The organism is Ruegeria sp. BHSC276 (assembly GCF_059612945.1).
In genome coordinates this window covers 218164-239751 of sequence record NZ_JBXWRP010000007.1, presented here as the reverse complement: position 1 = coordinate 239751, position 21588 = coordinate 218164, and the positions used below count along the sequence as shown (strand labels likewise).

21 protein-coding genes are annotated in these 21588 nt (G+C 64.9%); 13 read left to right on the top strand and 8 right to left on the bottom strand.

The annotated features are described in order from the left end of the window. Positions 1-50: 50 nt before the first annotated feature. Together AC2FMD_RS13655 and AC2FMD_RS13650 are read left to right on the top strand one after the other, a co-directional pair. The gene (locus AC2FMD_RS13655; protein ID WP_496742594.1) at positions 51-1391 is read left to right on the top strand and encodes a M16 family metallopeptidase; all 1341 of its coding nucleotides are present in this window, start codon (positions 51-53) and stop codon (positions 1389-1391) included. Next, on the top strand, positions 1388-2698 hold the full coding sequence (locus AC2FMD_RS13650; RefSeq protein ID WP_496742595.1) for a M16 family metallopeptidase: 1311 nt from the start codon (positions 1388-1390) through the stop codon (positions 2696-2698). Before AC2FMD_RS13655 ends, AC2FMD_RS13650 begins: the two co-directional genes overlap by 4 nt. 20 nt (positions 2699-2718) lie before the next feature. On the opposite strand, the gene AC2FMD_RS13645 is transcribed toward AC2FMD_RS13650, so the two are convergent. From AC2FMD_RS13645 to deoC, 3 genes are read right to left on the bottom strand one after another with little or no spacing between them, the layout of a single operon-like run. Then, positions 2719-3534, bottom strand: a complete 816-nt coding sequence (locus AC2FMD_RS13645; protein ID WP_496742596.1) for an SDR family oxidoreductase — start codon at positions 3532-3534, stop codon at positions 2719-2721. A 27-nt stretch (positions 3535-3561) separates the two neighbouring features. Continuing rightward, positions 3562-5895, bottom strand: coding sequence for an aldehyde dehydrogenase family protein (locus AC2FMD_RS13640; protein WP_496742597.1), 2334 nt, complete (start codon positions 5893-5895; stop codon positions 3562-3564). A gap of 11 nt (positions 5896-5906) precedes the next feature. Beyond that, complete coding sequence (gene deoC, locus AC2FMD_RS13635; RefSeq protein ID WP_496742598.1) at positions 5907-6905, bottom strand: deoxyribose-phosphate aldolase; 999 nt, start codon at positions 6903-6905, stop codon at positions 5907-5909. 197 nt (positions 6906-7102) lie between these two features. Between deoC and AC2FMD_RS13630 the strand changes: the two genes are divergently transcribed. The 6 genes from AC2FMD_RS13630 to AC2FMD_RS13605 all read left to right on the top strand — a co-directional run bounded on the left by AC2FMD_RS13630 (position 7103) and on the right by AC2FMD_RS13605 (position 14437). Next, on the top strand, positions 7103-8056 hold the full coding sequence (locus AC2FMD_RS13630; RefSeq protein WP_496742599.1) for a metal ABC transporter solute-binding protein, Zn/Mn family: 954 nt from the start codon (positions 7103-7105) through the stop codon (positions 8054-8056). A 1-nt stretch (position 8057) separates the two neighbouring features. Continuing rightward, entirely contained in the window at positions 8058-8861 is an 804-nt protein-coding gene (locus tag AC2FMD_RS13625) for a metal ABC transporter ATP-binding protein (protein ID WP_496680610.1), read from the top strand. 3 nt (positions 8862-8864) lie between these two features. After that, entirely contained in the window at positions 8865-10070 is a 1206-nt protein-coding gene (locus AC2FMD_RS13620; RefSeq protein WP_496689416.1) for a metal ABC transporter permease, read from the top strand. Then, on the top strand, positions 10067-10996 hold the full coding sequence (locus AC2FMD_RS13615; RefSeq protein WP_496742600.1) for a metal ABC transporter permease: 930 nt from the start codon (positions 10067-10069) through the stop codon (positions 10994-10996). Before AC2FMD_RS13620 ends, AC2FMD_RS13615 begins: the two co-directional genes overlap by 4 nt. Before the next feature lie 282 nt (positions 10997-11278). Then, on the top strand, positions 11279-13141 hold the full coding sequence (mutL, locus tag AC2FMD_RS13610; protein WP_496795113.1) for a DNA mismatch repair endonuclease MutL: 1863 nt from the start codon (positions 11279-11281) through the stop codon (positions 13139-13141). A 57-nt stretch (positions 13142-13198) separates the two neighbouring features. Next, the gene (locus tag AC2FMD_RS13605; RefSeq protein WP_496680618.1) at positions 13199-14437 is read left to right on the top strand and encodes a DNA recombination protein RmuC; all 1239 of its coding nucleotides are present in this window, start codon (positions 13199-13201) and stop codon (positions 14435-14437) included. Positions 14438-14440: 3 nt separating this feature from the next. On the opposite strand, the gene AC2FMD_RS13600 is transcribed toward AC2FMD_RS13605, so the two are convergent. The 3 genes from AC2FMD_RS13600 to AC2FMD_RS13590 are packed head-to-tail and all read right to left on the bottom strand — an operon-like array spanning position 14441 to position 16219. Next, a complete protein-coding gene (locus AC2FMD_RS13600; RefSeq protein WP_496710819.1) occupies positions 14441-14845 on the bottom strand; it encodes a hypothetical protein in 405 nt (134 codons plus the stop codon). 56 nt (positions 14846-14901) lie between these two features. Beyond that, positions 14902-15552, bottom strand: a complete 651-nt coding sequence (locus AC2FMD_RS13595; protein WP_496688538.1) for a ChrR family anti-sigma-E factor — start codon at positions 15550-15552, stop codon at positions 14902-14904. 10 nt (positions 15553-15562) lie between these two features. Beyond that, on the bottom strand, positions 15563-16219 hold the full coding sequence (locus tag AC2FMD_RS13590; protein ID WP_496742602.1) for a sigma-70 family RNA polymerase sigma factor: 657 nt from the start codon (positions 16217-16219) through the stop codon (positions 15563-15565). A gap of 138 nt (positions 16220-16357) precedes the next feature. Here AC2FMD_RS13590 and AC2FMD_RS13585 point away from each other — a divergent pair, with 138 nt between their 5' ends. The 5 genes from AC2FMD_RS13585 (at position 16358) to AC2FMD_RS13565 (ending at position 19298) form a co-directional block, all read left to right on the top strand. After that, entirely contained in the window at positions 16358-17128 is a 771-nt protein-coding gene (locus tag AC2FMD_RS13585; protein WP_496710817.1) for a DUF1365 domain-containing protein, read from the top strand. 86 nt (positions 17129-17214) lie between these two features. Further along, the gene (locus AC2FMD_RS13580; protein ID WP_496680628.1) at positions 17215-17532 is read left to right on the top strand and encodes a DUF3775 domain-containing protein; all 318 of its coding nucleotides are present in this window, start codon (positions 17215-17217) and stop codon (positions 17530-17532) included. Positions 17533-17638: 106 nt separating this feature from the next. After that, a complete protein-coding gene (locus AC2FMD_RS13575; protein ID WP_496742603.1) occupies positions 17639-18691 on the top strand; it encodes a hypothetical protein in 1053 nt (350 codons plus the stop codon). A gap of 128 nt (positions 18692-18819) precedes the next feature. After that, the gene (locus tag AC2FMD_RS13570) at positions 18820-19053 is read left to right on the top strand and encodes a hypothetical protein (RefSeq protein WP_496680633.1); all 234 of its coding nucleotides are present in this window, start codon (positions 18820-18822) and stop codon (positions 19051-19053) included. A 41-nt stretch (positions 19054-19094) separates the two neighbouring features. After that, on the top strand, positions 19095-19298 hold the full coding sequence (locus AC2FMD_RS13565) for a hypothetical protein (RefSeq protein WP_496680635.1): 204 nt from the start codon (positions 19095-19097) through the stop codon (positions 19296-19298). Positions 19299-19379: 81 nt separating this feature from the next. Here the strand turns inward: AC2FMD_RS13565 and AC2FMD_RS13560 are convergent, their stop codons facing one another. Both AC2FMD_RS13560 and AC2FMD_RS13555 read right to left on the bottom strand, forming a co-directional pair. Continuing rightward, positions 19380-20522, bottom strand: a complete 1143-nt coding sequence (locus AC2FMD_RS13560; protein WP_496795112.1) for a saccharopine dehydrogenase family protein — start codon at positions 20520-20522, stop codon at positions 19380-19382. A gap of 3 nt (positions 20523-20525) precedes the next feature. Continuing rightward, on the bottom strand, positions 20526-21581 hold the full coding sequence (locus AC2FMD_RS13555) for a saccharopine dehydrogenase (RefSeq protein WP_496742606.1): 1056 nt from the start codon (positions 21579-21581) through the stop codon (positions 20526-20528). Positions 21582-21588 lie beyond the last annotated feature (7 nt).

Here is a 21588-nt window from a genome sequence, read left to right as displayed (position 1 = left end):
CCCGGCACCACCGTAGTTTGAAAACCAACGACACAGACGGAGGATGCCCCATGGTTCGGGTCCTGGCGTTTTGCGCCGCACTGACAGCCGCAGCCCCGGTTCTGGCCGGAACCGGGCACGAGGCCGTGACCACCTTTGCCTTGGACAACGGTATGGACGTGGTGGTGATCGAGGATCACCGCGCTCCGGTCGTGCAGCACATGGTCTGGTACCGGGCCGGATCGGCGGACGAGCCGGTGGGGTCATCCGGTGTGGCGCATTTCCTGGAACATCTTCTGTTCAAGGGTACCGACAGCATGGCCCCCGGCGAGCTGTCGGCCACCGTCGCGGCCAATGGCGGCAATGACAATGCCTTCACCTCGTATGACTATACGGCCTATTTCCAGCGCGTGGCCGCCGATCGGCTGGGCCTGATGATGAAGATGGAGGCCGACCGGATGCGCAACCTCAGGCTCTCGCAGGAGGACATCGCAACCGAACGCGACGTGATCCTGGAAGAGCGCAACCAGCGCACCGAGAACAACCCCCGCGCCCTGTTCGGTGAACAGATGAGCGCGGCGCAGTACCTCAACCACCGCTACGGCGTTCCGGTGATCGGCTGGAAGCACGAGATGGAAGAACTGGACATGGAGGACGCGCTGTCCTTCTACCAGACTTATTACGCGCCCAACAACGCGATCCTGGTGGTGACCGGCGATGTGGACCCGGCCGAGGTCAGGACCCTTGCCGAGACTTACTACGGCGTGATCCCGGCCAACCCCGACCTGCCCGAGCGGGTCCGCTCGCAGGAGCCGCCTCAGACCGCCGCCCGGCGCCTCACCTTCAAGGATGCGCGGGTGTCGCAGCCTTATGTCCAACGCAGCTACCTTGCACCCGAACGCGACGCTGGCGCGCAGGAGAAGGCCGCGGCGCTGTACTTGCTGGCCGAGCTGCTGGGCGGTAGCACCACATCCTACCTGAACGAAAAGCTGCAGCTCGAGCAGCAATTGGCGGTCTATGCCGGGGCGTTCTATCGCGGGGTGTCGCTGGATGACACGACCTTTGACCTGATCGTCGTGCCTGCGCAGGGCGTGTCGCTGCAACAGGCCGAGGAGGCGATGGATCAGGCGGTGGCCGATTTCATCGCCGAGGGCGTCAAGCAAGAGGATCTGTACCGGATCAAGCTGCAACTGCGTGCCGCGCAGATCTATGCCCGCGACAATGTCGACGGAATCGGCAACCGCTATGGCCGGGCGCTGACCAGCGGTCTGACGGTCGAGGACGTGCAGGCTTGGCCCGACATTCTGCAGGCCGTCACCGGCGACGACATCATCGCTGCCGCGCGCGACGTTCTGCGCCCCGAGGCTTCGGTCACCGGATGGCTGATGCGTGATGACGAGGTAACCCAATGATCCGTTTCCTTGCCCCCCTGATTGCCCTGCTGTTCGCGCTGCCCGCCTGGGCCGAAATCAAGATTCAAGAGGTCACCTCGCCTGGCGGCATCCGGGCCTGGCTGGTCGAGGATCACTCGATCCCCTTCACCGCGCTGGAACTGCGGTTCCGCGGGGGCACCTCGCTGGACGATCCCGAAAAGCGCGGCGCGGTCTACCTGATGAGTGGCCTGCTGGAGGAAGGCGCAGGCGACATGGATGCGCGCAGCTACGCGCGGGCGCTGGAGTCGCTGGCGGCCTCCTTCGGCTATGACGCGTCGGATGACAGCGTGGCGATCTCGGCCCAGTTCCTGACCGAAAATCGCGATCAGGCGGTGGACTTGCTGCGCACCACGATCCAGCAGCCGCGGTTCGATCAGGATGCGATCGACCGGGTGCGGGCGCAGGTGCTGTCGGGGTTGCGGTCCGACCAGACTGACCCGAACACCATCGCGGGGCAGACCTTTGCCTGGATGGCCTATGGCGATCACCCTTACGGCTCGGACGGGAAGGGCACGATCGAAAGCGTTTCGGCCCTCACCCGCGATGACATCGTGGCGGCCCACAAGGGCGTCTTTGCCAAGGACCGGCTGTATGTGGGCGCCGTGGGCGACATCACCCCCGACGAACTGGGCGCGCTGCTGGACCATCTGCTCGCCGATCTGCCCGAGACGGGCAAGCCGATCCCCGGAAAGGCGCAGGTGAACATCCCCGGCGGCGTCACGGTGGTCGAATTCGACACGCCGCAATCGGTGGCGCTGTTCGGCCAGAAGGGCATCGACCGCGACGACTCGGATTTCTTCGCGGCCTACATCCTGAACCACATCCTCGGCGGCGGCGGTTTCGAAAGCCGTCTGATGCAGGAAGTGCGCGAGAAGCGCGGCCTGACCTATGGCGTTGGGACCTATCTGGTGCCCAAGGATCTGGCCTCGGTCTATCTGGGGTCGGTGTCCTCGGCCAATGATCGGATCGCGCAGGCGATCACGGTGATCCGTGACGAATGGCGCCGCGCCGCGACCGAAGGCGTGACGCAGAAAGAGCTGGATGACGCCAAGACCTATCTGACCGGTGCCTATCCCCTGCGCTTCGACGGCAATGCCCGGATCGCGGGGATCATGGTGGGGATGCAGATGGAAGGCCTGCCGATCGACTACATCGCCACCCGCAACGACAAGGTGAACGCGGTGACGCTGGACGAGGTGAACCGCGTCGCGGCCGAGCTGCTGGACCCCGACGGGCTGCATTTCGTGGTGGTGGGCAAACCCGAGGGGCTCGAGACAACGAACTGAGGCGCGGGGCTGAGCGGTGCTCAGCCCTTGTTGCCGGCCATGTCGCGCAGCATCTGCCCCATCATCTGGCCGAACCGGCCCGAGCCGCGCTGATACAGCGCCCCGTCCACGGCCAGAACCGTCCCGCTGATATAGCTGGCCATGTCCGAGGCCAGAAACAGGCAGGCATTGGCCACGTCCTGCGGCGTGCCCCAGCGGCCCAGAGGCACGTCCTGAAGCAACTGCTTGCCCGCGTCGGGTGTGGGGGCCAGACGTTTGGCGCCCTCGGTGCCCTCGATGAAACCCGGCACCACCGAGTTCACCCGGATGCCTTCCACGCCCCATTCCATCGACAGGGTGCGGGTGATCTGATCGACCCCCGCCTTGGCCGCGCAGACATGGGCCTGGCCCTCGTAGGGCAGGTAGGATTGCGGGGCCGAGATGTTGATGACGTTGCCGCCGGGCCGTTTCAGATAGGGATAGGCCCCCTTCATCACATGCACGGTGCCCATCAGGTCGATCTCGACCACGGTGCGGAAGGCGTTGACCGACATTTCCGCCATCAGCGCGGGAAAGTTGCCCGCCGCCCCCGAAACCAGCACGTCGAAATTACCGAGCGCCGCGTGGAACTGTTTCAGCCCCTCGGCGACCGCTTCGGCATCACGCACGTCGAAGGCCGCGCCGATGGCCTCGGTCGCGCCCGCCGTCTTCAGCGCGGCGATGGTGTCGTCCACCTTCTCCTGCGAGCGGCTGGCCACGGCCAGTTTCGCGCCCGAGGCCGCGAAGGCCTCGGCGATGCCCCGGTTGATACCGCTGGTGCCACCGATGACGATGACCGTCTTTCCTGCGAAGTCCATGCAGAGCCTCCCCATGATGCGGGAGCCCTACTCGCCGTAGGGCACCCAGATGTTCTTGATCTCGGTCGCAGCCTGCAGGAAGCGGCGGGTGTGGTCCACGCTCCAGTCAAATGCCGTCGCGTTATTCACCCAAGTCCGCTTGAGGTTCCCGGCCGAGGCTTTCTCGATCTGTGCCGACAGGTTCGACGACGAGAAGGACCAGACCGCATCCACGTTCAGATGCGAGGCCAGCGGTTTGGCCAGTTCCTCGTGGCTGCCGGTCAGGATGTTCACCACGCCGGCGGGCACGTCCGAGGTGTCCAGCACCTGATAGAAATCGGTGGCCGCCAGCGGATAGGGCTCGGACGCCACCAGAACCACCCGGTTGCCCATCGCGATCGCCGGGGCCATGGCCGAGACCAGACCCAGCAGCGGCGCCTCGTCAGCGCAAAGCGCGCCGATCACGCCAACCGGTTCCTTCATCGCAATCGCCACGCCGCGGATCGGAACGCCATGCACCTGGCCGTCATATTTGTCGGCCCAGGCGGCGGCGGTGAACAGGCGCTGGATTGCGGCGTCGACCTCTTTCGCACCGTCCTTGCGGCCGGTCATCGCGTCGATGCGATGCGCGAACTCCTCGGCGCGGGCCGAGAGGTTCTCGCCGATGTAATACAGGATCTGCGCCCGTAGATGGCCGGTGGTTTTCGACCAGCCCGCCGCCCCCGCCGCGGCCTCGACCGCGTTGCGCACGTCCTTGCGGTTGGCCAGACCTACATGGCCCAACAGCCCCGCCTTGCCCCAGACCGCGCGGGAATAGCCGCCATCGGGCCGCGCCTGCTTGCCGCCGACATACAGTTTGGCGGTGCGGTCGATCGGATCGACCGGGCCACCTTCGCCCACGATAGGTTCGATCTTGGCCAGCGGCTTGGTTTTACCCTTGGGCTTGGTATAGGCGTTCAGCCCTTCCCAGCCGCCTTCACGGCCAAAGCCGCTTTCGCGCACGCCGCCAAAGCCCGCGGCCGCGTCGAACAGGTTGGTGGCATTGACCCAGACCACGCCCGCGACCAGCTTGGGCGCGATGTCCAGCGCAAGGTTGACGTTCTCGGTCCAGACCGTTGCGGCCAGCCCGTAACGGGTGTTGTTGGCCAGTTCGACCGCCTCGGCCGGGGTGCGGAAGGTCGATGAGACCAGAACCGGGCCGAATATCTCCTCCTGCATCAGCGGGTCCGAGGTCTCGAGTCCGGTGATCAGCGTCGGCGGGTAGTAGCAGCCATTCGACGGCAACTCGCAGGCGGGTTGGTAAACCTGGCCCACCGCGTTGCCCTCGACCATCGACTTGATGGTCTGCAGCTGTACCGGGTCCACCACCGCGCCCACGTCGATGCATTTGTCCAGCGGGTTGCCGATGCGCAGCTTGTCCATGCGGGCGCGCAGCTTGGTGTAGAAGCGGTCGGCAATGCCCTCCTGCACCAGCAGGCGCGAGCCCGCGCAACAGACCTGGCCCTGGTTGAACCAGATCGCATCGACCAGACCTTCGATGGCTGAATCGATGTCGGCATCGTCAAAGACGATATAGGGCGACTTGCCGCCCAGCTCGAGCGTCAGGGACTTGCCCGACCCGGCGGTGGCTTCGCGGATGCGGCGGCCCACTTCGGTCGAGCCGGTAAAGGCGATCTTGTCCACGTCCGCCTTTACGATCATCTCGCCCACCGTGCCGTCGCCGGTGACGATGTTGACCACGCCCTTGGGCAGACCGGCCTGCATGCAGATATCAGCAAACAGCAGCGCCGTCAGCGAGGTGTATTCGGCCGGCTTCAGAACAACCGTGTTGCCCATGGCCAGCGCCGGGGCCACCTTCCACGCCAGCATCAGCAGCGGGAAGTTCCACGGAATGATCTGGCCGCAGACCCCCAGCGCCTGCGCGTCGGGCAGCTCGGCTTCCATCAGCTGGGCCATGCCTGCGTGATAGTAGAAATGCCGCTGTACCAGCGGAATGTCGATGTCGCGCGATTCCCGGATCGGCTTGCCGTTGTCCAGCGTCTCGAGCACTGCGAACAGGCGGGCGTGTTTCTGGATCAGCCGCGCGATGGCATAGAGGTAGCGGGCGCGGGCCGGGCCGCCCAGCTTTTCCCATTTGGGTTGCGCCTTTCGCGCGGCGGCCACGGCGGCGTCCACATCGGCCCGGGTGGCTTGGGTTAGGGTCGCCAGAACCTCGCCCGTGGCCGGGTTGCGGCTTTCAAACCCTTGGCCGGGCTTGGTGAAGGCGCCGTCGATGAAATGGCCGAACTTGTCGCCCTGATCGACCAGCCATGCCAGGGCCTCGGCGGCACTTTCCGGGGCGGGTCCGTATTCCATGGTCTCGAAAATCTCTTTGACTGTCATTGTTCCTGTCCTCAGCCCATCGGGTGCCGGTAACCGGCCGAGTATGCCCCGGTGACGAAATGTTCCAACTGCCGCTCGATATCGCCCAGCAGGGACGAGGCGCCAAAGCGGAACAGGTCGGGTTGCAGCCAGCGGCCGCCCAGCTCGTCCTTGATCAGCGACAGGTAGACCAGCGCGTCCTTGGCCTTGGAAATCCCGCCCGCGGGCTTGTAGCCCACGCGATATCCGGTGCGGTCATAGTAGTCACGGATCGCGCGGATCATCACTAGCGACACGGGCAGGGTGGCGTTGACGCTTTCCTTGCCGGTCGAGGTCTTGATGAAATCTGCCCCCGCCATCATGCAGACCAGCGAGGCGCGCGCCACGTTGCGCAGGCTGCCCAGCTCGCCGGTGGCGAGGATCGCTTTGACATGCGCCTCGCCGCAGGCTGCGCGGAACGCCTTCATCTCGTCATACAGCGCCTGCCAGTCGCCCTGCAGCACATGGCGGCGCGAGATCACGATGTCGATCTCCTCGGCCCCGGCCTTCACGCTTTCCTCGATCTCGGCCACGCGCAGGTGAAAGGGCGACAGACCCGCCGGAAAGCCGGTGGACACGGCCGCGACCGGAATGCCGGTGCCTGTCAGCGCATCCACCGCCGTTTCAATCATGTCGTGATAGACACAGACCGCGCCGGTGGTGATCGGCGGCATGTCCAGCGCCCTCAGCAGGGCGGGTGACACGGGCTGGCGGGCCTTGGCGCATAGGCGGCGAACGCGGCCCTCGGTGTCATCGCCCGAAAGGGTGGTCAGGTCGATCATGGTGATCGCCTTCAGCAGCCAGGCGGCTTGGTATTCTTTCTTGACCGACCGGCGCCCAGGCAGGGTCGCGGCGCGGCGCTCGATGGCCGAGGTGTTGGCCTGCACGGCGCGGACCCAGTCCAGGTCCAGTTCCATGCCGGGGTTTCGGGGCTCGGTCACTTGCGGCAGATGCGCGGTGCGCACGGGGCTTTCTGAGCTCTGCGTATCCATTGTCACGTCCTTTGGGAGGTTTGCGCCAAAATCGCACGGCAGGCCGGCGAAGGAAAGGTGTCGCGTGCTGCGGGGATCAGGTTTTTGACCAAATGGACAAAATAGGCGTTTTCTTGCGAGTAATTCGCAATTGCATTGACTTAGTTGCGAATGGTTCTCATATTTGGGGTCAACATGAACCCAACCCGAGGTCAAAAATGATTCGCCGTCAGTTTCTTGCCGCGCTTGCCGTTGCTGCCGCGCTTCCGGTTGCCGGATTGGCCGGGGCGCCGCTGAAGGTGGTGGCCACGACCGGCATGATCGCCGACGCGGTGCGTCAGATCGGGGGCGACCAGGTCGAGGTGAAATCGTTGATGGGCCCCGGCGTGGACCCCCATGCCTATCGTCAGACCCGCAGCGACATCGTCGCCATGACCCGCGCCGACCTGGTTCTGTGGCACGGCCTGTATCTCGAGGCGCAGATGGAAGATTTCTTTCACGATCTCGGCCGCAAGCGCCCGGTGGTGGCCGTGGCCGAGGGGGTCGACAAGTCGAAACTGCGCGCTCATTACGATTATGCCGACAAGTACGACCCGCATCTGTGGATGAGCCCGGTCCTGTGGCGCGACGTCGTGATCGAGGTGCAGCAGGCCCTGACCGAGGCGCGCCCCGAGGCTGCCGACCTGTTCGCCGCGAACACCCAGGCGTTTCTGGACCGGATCAACCGCCTGCATGCCTATGGCCAACAGGTTCTGGCGCAGATCCCCGCGGACAAGCGGGTGCTGGTCACCGCCCATGACGCCTTTGGCTATTTCGGCGCGGAATACGGGTTCGAGGTGACCGGCATTCAGGGCATTTCCACCCAGTCCGAGGCCGGGCTCAACCGGATCGGAGAACTGGTCGACATGCTGGTCGAACGGCAGGTGTCGGCGGTGTTCGTCGAAAGCTCGGTGTCCGACCGGTCGGTTCGGGCGCTGATCGAGGGGGCGGCGGCCAAGGGGCACACCGTTGCCGTGGGCGGCGAGCTGTTCTCGGACGCGATGGGCGCGCCGGGCACCTACGAGGGCACCTATGTCGGCATGCTCGATCACAACTTCACCGTCATCGCCCGCGGGCTGGGCGCCGATGTGCCCGCGCGCGGCATGGACGGCAAGCTGGCGGCGGGGTCCTGACATGGTTGAGCTTGCCGCGAAACAGGGCACCCGCCCGACCGATCCGTCGGTTCAGGCCAGCCCGCTGGCCATTCGCGGGCTGACCGTGTCCTACAACCAGAAACCGGCCGTGTTTTCCGTGGACATCACCGTTCAACCGGGGTCGATGACCGCGATCATCGGCCCGAACGGCGCGGGCAAGTCCACCCTGCTGAAGGCCGCGCTGGGCATCGTCCGGCCGGTATCCGGGCAGGTCACCGTCTTTGGCAGGCCGCTTGAGAAACAGCGCGCCCGCATCGCCTATGTGCCGCAGCGCGCCAGCGTCGATTGGGATTTCCCCACCCGCGTGATCGACGTGGTCCTGATGGGCATGTCGCGCGAGCTGGGCCTGCTGGGCCGGGTGCGCATGCGGCACATGGCCCGCGCGATGGACTGTCTGCATCGGGTCGGGATGCATGAATTCGCCGACCGGCAAATCGGCCAGTTGTCGGGCGGTCAGCAGCAGCGTGTCTTTCTGGCGCGCGCGCTGGCGCAGGAGGCCGACCTGTACCTGCTGGACGAACCCTTTGCCGGCGTCGATGCCGCCACCGAAAAGGCCATCATCAGCGTTCTGAAGGGGTTGAAACAGGCCGGCAAGACGGTTGTCGCCGTGCATCATGATCTGGCCACCGTCACCGATTATTTCGACCATGTGTTCTTGATCAACACGCGCAAGATCGCCGAAGGCCCCGTGGCCGAGGCCTTTACCGCCGAGACCCTGCAGGCGACCTATGGCGGGCGTCTGGCCACGGCGCAGATCGACCAGATCGCCGGGGCGCTGGGCTAGGCCATGCTGTGGGACGCGCTGACCCTGCAACTGGGGTACAACGCCACTTTGGTCGCCATCGGGGCGACGCTTCTGGGGTTTGCCGCCGGGGTGACCGGTACCTTCCTGTTTCTGCGCAAACGGGCGCTGGTCAGCGATGCGATCAGCCATGCGACCTTGCCGGGCGTCTGCATCGCCTTCATGGTCATGGTGGCGCTGGGCGGCGAGGGGCGCAACCTGCCCGGCCTGCTGGCGGGCTCGGCGCTGTCGGCCTGGGTGGGGCTGTTGTGCATCAACGGCCTGACCCGGCGCACCCGGTTGGCCGAGGATGCGGCGATCGGGGCCGTTCTGTCGGTGTTCTTCGGGTTCGGCGTGGTGTTGCTGACGGTGATCCAGACGATGGGCGTTGGCCGTCAGGCGGGGCTTGAGGGGTTCCTGCTGGGCTCGACCGCGGGGATGCTGTTTGCCGACGCGCTGATCATCGCGGTGGGCGGGGCGGCGACCGTGCTGCTGGTCATGATCCTGCGTCGCCCGATGCTGATGGTGGCCTTCGACGCCGAATACGCAGCAGCCGCGGGGGTGCCGGTGCATCGCGTTGACCTGGCGATGATGGGCCTGGTGATGGCGGTCACGGTGATCGGCTTGAAGATCGTCGGCCTGATCCTGGTCGTGGCCCTTCTGATCATCCCGCCGGTTACGGCGCGGTTCTGGTCGGACCGGGCGGATCGGGTGGTGCTGCTGTCGGGGCTCGCCGGGGGGCTGGCGGGGTATCTGGGCGCGGCCGTATCCGCCTCGGCCCCGAACCTTCCGACCGGCCCGATCATCGTGCTGATCAGCTTTGCGCTTTTTGCGCTATCGCTGTTGCTGGCGCCGGTGCGCGGCGTCTTGGCCGCGGTGGTGCGTCACCGGCGGTTTCAGCGCCGCGTTCATATCCGGCAGGGCCTTTTGGCTTTGGCGCAGGGGCAGGAAGTCTATGAACCCTATACCCGGCGTCTGTTGCGCCGGTCCGGGCTGATGCGGGCCGACGGCGTGGCCACCGATGCGGGTCGGGCGCGGGCGGCCAAGGCGTTGCGCGACGAAAGGCGCTGGGGCCTCGTGCGCGCGGATCAGACGCACGAAGCCGCAGCGGCGCAATATGACGGCCTGCGCGAAATCGAAACCGTCCTGACCCGCGATCAGATCGACGAGATCGACCGCCGAATCGGCCCCCCGCATGAGGTGCGCACATGAGCGGTGAAGAATTCGTTTCACTGTCCTTGACGCCACTGCTGATCGGCATTTGCGCGGCGGTGGCCTGTGCGCTGCCGGGCAATTTCCTGCTGCTGCGCCGGCAGGCCCTGATCGGCGATGCGATCAGCCATGTGGTGCTGCCGGGCATCGTGGTGGCGTTTCTGCTGACCGGGGTGATCTCGACCTGGCCGATGATGCTGGGCGCGGCAGGCGCGGCCGCAGTGGCGGTGATCCTGATCGAGGCCATCCGGCGGCTGGGCCGGATCGAGCCGGGCGCGGCGATGGGCGTGGTGTTCACCACCATGTTCGCCGCCGGGGTGTTGCTGCTGGAACAGACCGACACCTCGAGCGTGCATCTGGACGTGGAACACGCGCTTTATGGCAACCTCGAAAGCCTGATCTGGCTGGACGCGACGGGCTGGGCCTCGGTTCTGGATCCGGTGGCGCTGGCCGGATTGCCACCGGAACTGCCGCGGATCGCGGTCACGCTGCTGGCCGTCAGCCTGTTCATCCGACTGTTCTGGCGGCCGCTCAAGATTTCGACCTTCGACGAAGGGTTCGCCCGCACGATCGGCATCCGCACCGGCGCGCTCGGCCTTGCGTTGGTGCTGGTCGCGGCGATCTCAGCGGTGGCTGCGTTCGACGCGGTGGGCTCGATCATCGTGATCGCGATGTTCATCTGCCCGCCCGCCGCTGCCCGGATGATGACCAACCGGCTCGAGGCCCAGATCGGCTGGAGCGTCCTGTTCGCGGTGCTGTCGGCCGTGATCGGCTATGTTCTGGCGGGCTATGGGCCGCTGTGGCTGGGCTGGGCCGATGCGGTCAGTGCCGCCGGCATGATCGCCACGGTCTCGGGCGTCATCCTGGCCCTGGCCGCCGCTTGCGGGCCGTGCCGCGGGCGGGCGGGAGCGCCGGGCACCGGTTGACTCCGCAGGTTTTCGCCACTGGGAATTGCGCTGCTTCGGCCAAACTTTGCCGAGACCGGGCGGGGCGAAAATCCGGGGGCGCTTTGTCTGCCGTATCGTGCTACACCGCCGGCCATTGCAAAATGCACGACCACCACTCACCTCGGGTCGTTCGGGCAGTCGCGATGATACAGGCAACCTGTCGAGCTTGCCGGTTTCGATGGCCCGGACGATCCGACCCCCTCTCCTGAACCTGTCCAAACCTGTGGCAGAATCGCGTGCGATTGTGCTAGGTCTAGCGGTATGGCGCAGGCAAACCCCAATATCAGCGAAAATCGCCCCGTAATCCGGCAACTCGACGAAGCCGCGATCAACCGCATCGCCGCCGGTGAAGTGGTCGAACGCCCGGCCTCGGCCGTCAAGGAACTGGTGGAAAACGCGATCGACGCCGGAGCGACCCGGATCGGCATCGACATCGCCGATGGCGGCAAGACCTTGATTCGCGTCACCGACGACGGGTGCGGCATCGCGCCCGAGGATCTGCCGCTGGCCCTGTCGCGCCACGCGACCTCCAAGATCGACGGGTCGGACCTGCTCAACATCCACACCTTCGGGTTCCGGGGCGAGGCGCTGCCCTCGCTGGGGGCGGTGGGGCGTCTGACCATCACCAGCCGCGCGCCGGGGGCCGAGGCGGCCCAGATCCGCGTGGCCGGTGGCAAGATGGAAGGCGTCAAGCCTGCCGCCCTGCGCGCGGGCACCGTAGTCGAGCTGCGCGACCTGTTCTATGCCACGCCCGCGCGGCTGAAATTCATGCGCACCGACCGGGCCGAAGCGCAGGCGATCTCGGACACGGTCAAGCGGCTGGCCATGGCGGAACCCTCCATCACCTTCACCCTGCGCGATGTCTCGGGCGGGGGCGAGGGGCGCGTGGTGTTTCGCGCCGACCGCGAGAACGGAGACCTGTTCGACGCGCTGCACGCCCGGCTGGCCCGAATTCTGGGGCGCGAGTTTGCCGAGAATGCCTTGCAGATAGACGCTACCCGCGAGGGGATCCGGCTGTACGGATATGCCGCGTTGCCCACCTATTCGCGCGGGGCCGCCGTGGCGCAGTTCCTGTTCGTCAACGGCCGACCGGTGCGCGACAAGATGCTGACCGGGGCGCTGCGGGCAGCCTATTTCAATTTCCTCAGCCGCGACCGGCACCCGGCGGCGGCGCTGTTTCTGGACTGCGATCCTACGCTGGTCGACGTAAACGTGCACCCCGCGAAATCCGAGGTGCGGTTCCGCGATCCCGGTGTGGCGCGCGGGCTGATCGTCTCCAGCCTGCGTCACGCGCTGGCCGAGGCGGGGCACCGCGCCTCGACCACCGTGGCCAACGCGACGCTGGGCGCGATGCGGCCCGAGCCGGCCCCGGCGGCGCCCGCGCGGGTCTATCAGATGGACCGGCCGTCGCCTGCGGCGCGGTCGGTGGCCTATCAGGCGCAGGCGCCCGGATTTGCCGATCTGGCCAAAGCCTACAGCGGTAGCGTGGTCGAGCCCGTGGCCGAACCCGCCTCTGCACAGCCCGACCAGACGCCACCCGAACATCTGCCCCTGGGGGCCGCGCGCGGGCAGGTGCATGAAAACTACATCATCGCCCAGACCGCCGACGGTATGGTGATCGTGGACCAACACGCCGCGCATGAACGGCTGGTCTATGAGAAACTGAAGAAACAGATGGCTGAGAACGGCGTGGCCGCGCAGGCGCTGCTGATCCCCGAGATCGTCGAACTTTCCGAGGGCGACTGCGCCCGCCTGCTCGCGGTGGCCGATGACCTGTCGCGCCTGGGCCTGACCATCGAACCCTTCGGCGGCGGCGCGGTGGCGGTGCGCGAGACCCCGGCCATTCTGGGCGAGGTCAACGCGCGGGCGATGATCCTGGATATTCTGGACGAGTTGGCCGATCAGGGCGAAAGCCAGACGGTGCAGGCGCGGATCGAGGCGATCCTCAGCCGCGTGGCCTGCCATGGCTCGGTCCGTTCGGGCCGCCGGATGCGCGCCGAAGAGATGAACGCCCTGTTGCGCGAGATGGAGGCCACGCCCCATTCGGGCCAGTGCAACCACGGGCGGCCGACTTACGTGGAACTGAAGCTGGGCGATATCGAACGGTTGTTCGGCCGCAGTTGATCCGGCCGCCGGTCGGCGATAGAAAAGAAGAAACAAAACGAGAACACGCAGGTTGAGATGATCGAGATTGCAGGCACCCGATACTCGCTGGAAGACCCCATGGTGATGGCCGCCCTGATCGGGGCGGGGGTGGTTCTGCTGATCCTCGTCCTGCTGTTCCTGGCCCTGCGCGCGGCCAACCGCTCGGCCCGGATGGCCGAGCCACTGGCGCAGCAGCTGGCCTATCTGGGCCAGCATGTGCAGCAGTTGGGGCAGGGGCAGGAGCAACTGCGCGGCGGGTTGCAGCATGTCTCGGACACTCAGGCCAATGCGCAGGTGCAGGTGATCCAGACGGTCGAGGCACGCCTGTCGGCGGTGCAGCAGCACATGAACGACCGGCTGGCCGACAACGCCATGAAATCCGCCCGCGCGCTGGCCGAAATGCAGGAGCGGATGAAGGAAACCCTGCACGGCACCTCGAAACAGACCGCGACCTCGCTGACCCAGCTGCAAGAGCGTCTGGCCGCCATCGACAAGGCGCAGGACAATATCACCAAGCTGTCGGGCGACGTGCTGTCGCTGCAGGACATCCTGTCGAACAAGCAGACCCGCGGCGCCTTCGGCGAGATCCAGTTGAACGACATCGTGTCCAAGGCGCTGCCCTCGGACAGCTATGTGCTGCAGGCGACCCTGTCGAACGGCAAACGCGCCGACTGTTTGATCCGCCTGCCCAACCCGCCGGGGCCCATCGTGATCGACAGCAAGTTCCCGCTGGAAGCCTATGAGGCGCTGGTGGGCGCGGGCAGTGACATGGAGTTGAAGGCGGCGGTGCAGATGTTCCGCAGCACGGTGCGCAAGCACATCACAGACATCTCGACCAAGTACATTTTGGACGGTGAAACCGCCGACGGGGCGCTGATGTTCCTGCCCTCCGAGGCGGTCTATGCCGAACTGCACGCCAAGTTCCCCGAACTGGTGCAGGAGAGTTTCTCGAAACGGGTCTGGATCGTCTCGCCCACCACCTGCATGGCCACGCTGAACACGATGCGCGCCATCCTCAAGGACGCGCGGATGCGCGAACAGGCGGGCGCGATCCGTAAGGAACTGGGTATGCTGCACAAGGATGTCGAGCGTCTGGGCGACCGGGTGGCCAATCTCGACCGGCATTTCGGTCAGGCGGCCAAGGATATCTCGGAAATCAAGATCAGTGCCGAAAAAGCCGGTCGCCGGGCGCAGCGGCTGGACAATTTCGATTTCGAGGAACTGGCCCCCGAGGACCGCGCCAACGTGGTGCCGCTGGGCAAGTCCGAGGGCTGAGGCCTACTGGATTGACAGGTCTAGATTGTAGCCCACGGTCTTGCCGGTGTCCCGGTCATTGCCCATCAGGTAGACGCGGATGGTATAGTCTCCGTCCTCGGGCAGGTTGATCCGGGCGGTATTGCCGTTGACCGAGCCATTGTAGATCGCGACCCCGTCGCTGCCCGGCGGCAGGATGTTGAAATAGATCACGCCGTTGCCGTTGGTGTCGCTGACCTGAAGCTCGGCAAACAGTTCCTGCCCGCCCTTCGCACCCAGTACGTAGTCGAAATATTCATCACCCGTGATGGTGCCGCTGACCATGGAGCCGAAATTTCCGGGCTGGAATTTCACTTCGGCTTTTCTTTGGGCCAAGGCGGGCAAGGCCACAACGGCAATGAACAGGGCTGCCAGAGCTTGTTTCAACATTCTGCATATCCTCCCGGTGATTCCCGGCTCCAAGCCTAGCACAACCGAGGGACCGTTCAGATTCGCAGGAAGGGCTGCACCAAACGTGGGATCAGGCTGTTGAACTTCAGCGGAGCGTCGGTCACCGCCAGGCAGATGCAATCCTCGGACATGTCGGCCACGGGCGTGTGTTCTAAGTCCTCGTCTGCGATCTCGACGTCACCGCGGGCGAAATGGTCCACCTCGTCGGAAAACGCGCCTTGCAAAACCATGGTCAGCTCCATGCCTTTGTGGCCGTGATCGGGTACCGCAGCACCGGCCGGGATGAACAGCAAGCGTGCGGATGCTTCGTTGCTGGTCGGAAGTATGGCCTGCTTGACGCCCATGCCAATCGGTTTCCAACGGATGCTGTGCACATCGCCGCCAACGTAATCCTGCAACGGGGCGGGCAGAACACTGCAGGCCTGGCGCTTGGGTGTCGACGCGGGCGCGCTCTGCGCGATCAGCGCCATGGTTGCCGCCAGTGAACCCTGGCTCATCGCCACCGTGTCGTCTTGATCTTCCAGCAGATGCCCGCCGACGGCCTCGTAGCTTTCGGCGCGCGCGCGGCAGTGGTCGCACAGCGAGATGTGCGTGGCGACCATCAGGTCAAATGCCTCGGGCAAGGCGCCCGCGGCATAGGCCATCAGCAGATCGTCTGTCAGGTGGTGTTTGATCGCGTTGCTCATCTTTGTCATCTCAGTTCATCGCGTGGCGCAGGCGATCCAGCGCCAGTCGTATTCTCGATTTGATCGTACCCAGAGGCAAACCCGTCTGCGCGGCAATCTCGCGGTGGCTCAGGTCGCCGAAATAGGCTTTCACGATCAGTTCCCTTTGTGCCTCGGGCAGCTCGCGCAGGGCCGTGCGCAACTGCGCCGTTTCCTGCTGCAACGCAACCACGTCAGCCTGTTCGGGCTCCGCCTCGGGGCCCCAGGTCAGTTCTTCCGGTTCGGGACGCCGCTGCTTGCGCAGGGCGTCGATGCGTTTGTTCCGCGCAATCGTGAAGACCCAGGTGGATACCGTCGCCCGCGTCGGGTCGAACAGATGGGCCTTGTGCCACAGCGTCGCCATGACCTCCTGCGCGCACTCCTCGGCCAAACCGGCGTCGGACCCCGAACGGATCAGGAACGCCTTGACCCGAGGGGCAAAGTGCTGGAACAGCTCGGCAAAGGCCGTCTGATCCTGCGCCTCGCGGATACGCTTCACGTGGTCGATCCACGGGCACCGCGCTGCGCCATTCGTTTGTGTTCCGTTCACCGAACTTCCTTTGGTTCGTTTGCTACCGCTGCTGGGGCGCCGCGCTGCGGTTTCTGCCGCGGCACTGTCCAAATCAACGGTGTCGATCTCGGTAAACATAACCGCATTACGACGCTTGGCCCAAGCTGGATCACAGGAAACGAGATTTTTGATCCGAAAACGGATAATTTTCGTACACAAAATGAAAGCCGCACGAAAAACCGTGCGGCCTCAAGCAGTTGAAGACGGCACCAGTTCATGACTTCGATCGAATTCGTCCCCGCCCACACCTATCACGGCAGGAAAGGTGCGATCGAGAACGCCTTTCGCTATTCAGTCGACTATATTCTGCTCGATCCCGAAGTCCGGCCGCGGACGCCGCTTCTTTTCTCGGTGGACCGCGCCAACATCACCAATTGGCGCATCCGCGACCACGGTGGCCTGCCAGGGCGGGGCAGTGGGGCCGTCTGGCTACGCGCGCGCCTTAAGGAAATGGACATTCCGCAGCCCGCCCGGATCGCCCTGCTGACGCAACCCAGAGTCTTCGGCCATGTGTTCAACCCGGTCAGTTTCTGGTTCTGCCTCGATGATGCGGACCAACCCTATGCAGTCGTGGCCGAGGTCACGAATACCCACGGCACGCGCCACAGCTATGTCTGCCACAAGCCCGGATTTGCACCGATCGGGCCATCGGATCGCATCCGTGCAGAGAAGCTCATGCATGTGTCCCCGTTCCAGAAGATCGAGGGGACATATACCTTCCGTTTCGATTTCCGGCCCGACCGGGTTGGCGTTTGGATCGACTATGGGCGCGACGGGGGCGGACTGATCGCCACGCTTACCGGCCCGCGCCGGGCGCTCACCAACCGAGCGATCCTGTGGTCGTTGCTGCGGCGGCCATTCGGGGCCCGGCGTGCGGTCTTTCTGATCCACTGGCAGGCGCTCAGGCTGTGGGTCAGGAAAGCGCCCTTCCTGCCGTTCCGCACCGCGCCGGTGCCGGCCGACCCCGTGTCGCGGTCGCACGAGTGACCGGCGCAATTTGCGCAAGATCAAGGACGACGCCCGGTGCGGATGGTTCAGATGGGGGGCAAACGCGGACAGAGGAGTTGACACCGATGCTGGAAATCTCGCCCAGAAAAGTGGCTCAGGTTGCCCTGATGGGGCGCGAACTGCACCGGGCCGAAGGCGAACTGCGCGCCTTCATCGACCGGATGAGCGAGGACGAGCAGGCCGAGCTGGTCGCGATCATGTGGATCGGTCGCGAAAGCTTTTTCCCCGAGGACCTGGCCGAGGCGATCGCAACCGCGCGGGCCGAGGCCTCGACCCCCTGCGCCGACTATCTGATCGGTACGCCGCATATGTCTGACCACCTGGAAAATGGATTGGACGCACTTGGAATCTCGGCCGAGGATGTGGAAAACGATCTGATGTGAACCGCTGTCGCCACGGACACGCGCATTTGGTATGGTGAGCTAGGTCCCTGGTTTTTGATGAGGCGGCGTGGTGGAGAGGCGGCACATTTCGATTCAAGCGACTCTGTTGCAAGTTCTGGCATTGCTGTGCGCCTTATTCGTTCTGAACAGCCCGGCGCGGGCTTGCACGGTATGCGTGACGCTGCCCGAGCATTCGCTGGCCGACCGTTTGATGATGGCGCAATTCGTGGTTCTGGCCGCACCGACAACAGACAACCCGTTCCGATACGTGCCCGTCGAGGTGTTGAAGGGCAACAGCAAAGACTTGGCGGGTTTGCCCGAAATCCCATTTTTGGTCGATAGCGTGACGCGGGCGGCGGTGCGAGCAGATCCGGATCGTTCGGTATTGATGATGTACGGCCCCGACAGTCGTGACCGGGCCGGGCGCGCTTTGGTGCATGGCTGGACCAAAGGCTTCTTGATGACGCCCGCGCGGAAAGACTTTGTGGCGTTGGTACTTGCACAGGGGCCGGGCTGGAGCATTGGTGGATCCGCCTCGGCTGAGCGGGTCGCATTTTTTGCAGGTTTTCTTCAGGATGATGATCGCCTGTTGCGCAATACCGCCCTGATTGAATTGCACCGCGCACCTTACGATATCGTGCGCGGGCATCGCGACAGCGCTTCTACCCGGCAGCTGTTGCATGACCTGCGCAATCTGAACCGAATTGCCTATGCACCTGCCTCCATTCGTATGCTGGGTTTGCAATCCGACGACGCGGCCTTGGCTGCTGTAAGGTCCGTCTATCCGGGCGCGTTGGAAACCGGTGGTCTCAACCTGCGGGATTGGGCGCTTGCGGCAATCGAGGTGGATGGCGCAGTCGCGCTTGTCGCGATCGCACAGTCGCTTCGTTCTCCTGTAGCGGCCAGTGAAGACGCACGAGCATTGGTTCGCGCCCTCGTCGATGCTGGCAACGCGTTGCCAGCACATCGCGCGGCCATCATAGCAATCTTTGCCGAAGTTTTGGAAACAGACACCGAAAACGCGGCGCGTATTGCATTTGCTGTCCGCGATTGGGGCGACGAGACGCTGGTGCCTCGATTGCGCAAGCTGCTGTTTGATCCGGAAACCGATCCCGCCACGGCTTTTGCCCTGCGCGCGACTTTGCCAGCAGGCCAATGACACGCTTCACCTTTCGTTTCGGCAAAGGATTAACTCGGCTTAATGGGTCGGTCCGGAACCGTTAACGTAGGCCTCCTTTATCTAGTGTCAGTGCTGCATCGCAGCTCAGTTTTCGGGAGGACACGACAATGGCAACCGCACGAACAGAAAAGCTTCAATCCAGCCTGATTAGGGGCATATTCGCCAAATACACGGATGCCAGAGTTGAACGATCCCGCCGCCGTATCCTGGCAAAAACCGTGCGCGATCTCGAGCGGCTCAGCCATGATCGGCTGAAGGACATCGGTGTCGATCGAACGGAGATCAATCGCCGCGCATACCAGAGCGTTTATCGCAACGCACCATATCGGCAGTCGCGCTGACTGACGCCCAGCCCATGCAACCATCCGGGGAGGAAGGGAAAATGTTTGACCGCGTCATACCGACCAGCCGACATGAGCCGACCGCCAGCGCTTTGTTATTGTTTGACAGAGCCATGCGCATTCACGCGATCAAGGGCGATATCGTAAGTGCCGCTCAGCATTTGAATACGTTGAGCGATCATCATCTGTCCGAGTTGGGGATCAACCGCAGCGATCTTGAGGAAACGATCGAGCGCTACATCTGACGCCCGAGGCGACGATCGGACAGTCTTGTCCAGCCGGAAAAAAAGCCATTCCGGTGCGTCCGGAATGGCTTTTTGGTTGGTTCAGGCCAGGTGGTCGACCTCCTGCAGGTGCTGCGCTAGCTTGTCGACCTCGGCCATCCAGGCCTGGACCAGTTTCGGGTCGCTGGGGGCGGCGTGGACTCCAGCGGGGATGGCGCGGTTCAGCACCGCCTCGACCGCAAGCGAGACCGGGATTGAGACGAGGCGGGCCATGGCGCTGCCGCGCGCGTCGCCCCAGGCGTCCATCACATAGGTCTTGTGCCAGACCGGCCTGCCGTCCTTCTCGGCCTTCAGGCCGACGCAGAGCACAACGCGGTCGGGCTCGCCCTCTTCATAGGCGTTCTCGGCCCAGAACTGGTCGGACATTTCCTTGAGCCGCGCTTCGCCCTCGGGGCCTTCCAGCGTTTCGATTTCGCGGAACACGTCCGACCACGCATCCGACCAGCCGTTCAGCCGAAGGGTGCCGCGGACGAATTCCTTGACCGGCCAGTGCTCCTCGAAATGGTACTGCTGCATGAAGGGGATCGAGTCGCGGTTCGGATAGACCTCGAAACTTTCGGGCGTGGGCAGCGGCGCGACATAGGTGCTGATCGCGATCCAGGGCCGGGCCACGTCCAGCGGGGCATAATCGCGGATCGACCGCGAGGGCGAGCGCAGCGCCTTGAGCACGCCCAGGGGCGACCAGCTGAACTTGTAGCGGAACGGGTTCGGGTTCTTGGGGATGCCGCCGCAATAGGAAATGAAGCTGAGGTGGTTTTCCGGGTCGAAGGCGTCGGAGGCGCGGTAGTCGTCGACCAGCGCATGGGCCATCAGGTGGTCGATGCCCGGATCCAGCCCGACCTCATTGACCAGCGCGACGCCGGCCTCGCGAGCCTTGTCGTCCAGCGTGCGCATTTCGGGCGCGATGTAGGAGGACGAGACAAAATGCGCGCTCTTCTCGATCGCCAGTTCCGCCAGCGGTACGTGCCAGTCGCCCGGCAGCATCGAGACGATCACGTCACCTTTTCCCAGCACCGCGCCCAAGGCGTCGATGTCGAAGGCCCGGATGTCGTCGGTCAGGTCGCCGACCTCGGCGCGGGCCTTTTCGACGGTCCGGTTCCAGACGGTCACTTTGTGGCCGGCCTCGATCAGGCGTCGCAGGCCGGGAATGGCCGACAGGCCGGTGCCGCACCAATGAATCGTCATGGCTCAGATTCCCTTCATGTGAGTTTCGAATGTCGCCTTGGCCCGGCCCCAGACCCCGCTGTCGATGTCGGTCAGCGCAAGCAGCGAGGGCAGAAGCTGCGCGGCGTAGTCCTGCGAGCTTTCGACCGGCAGCATCGAGGGCAGGTTGTCTATGGCCATCACGTCCAGCACCGGGTCGGTGGCCACGCGCAGGGCGGGTTCTTCCCAAGCGGTGGCGCGGTCATAGACCGGGACCGGGTTGTAGTCGCTGTCGGGGTCGCAGGCCACGTCGCCGATGGCGGTCAGCTGACGCGGGGCATTCAGCGCCTCGCGCGGGACGAAGACCGGGGTTCCGGGGCGCGCGAAGATGCAGTTGAGGAAGATGTCGTGTTCGAGGATTTCGGGGAACGGCCCGCCATGGGCGGTTTCCGCCATGTCCCATTTCGTCACCTCTACCCCCATTGCCTCGCACAGGTCGGACGCGCCGGTGCCGACCCTTCCCAGCGCGCCGATCACGATGGCGCGGGGGCGGGGCGCGCCGGTGGCGTCCAACTCGGCCAAAAGTTCGGCGTTCAGCGCATCCTTGCCGGGATAGGCGCCGACGAGGCCGCAGATCTCGCCGCGCTGCTGCGCCGCCCAGGTCTTGAGCGTCACCGCCGCGCCGGCATACCCGGCCCAATAGCCGAAGGCCGCGACGCGCCGCCCGGTCTCGTTTACCAGGTATTCCAGGTCATACAGCGTGCCGTCGCCGGCCTTGAACCGCTCCAGCAGCTTTCGGCCCGAATGCTGGCCCTTGAAGGCATGACCGAACATGATGTGGCGATGCGGCAGGGGCGTGCCGTCCTCGGGCAATTCCTTGAGGCCGAAGATGATCGCATCCAGCGGCGCCTCCGGCCAGGAGTTTTCCGGCGCAATCTCGCAGCCCGCCGCGCGGTAGCCGTCGATCGGGATGGCGCGGACATGGCTTTCCTCGACCGTCACGCGGATGCCGGCGTCGATCAGTTGCGCCGCACCCTCGGGCGTCAGCCCCACCCGTTCCTCGTTCGGGCGCTGTTCGGCCCGGACCCAGAGATGTGTCATCTGTTCT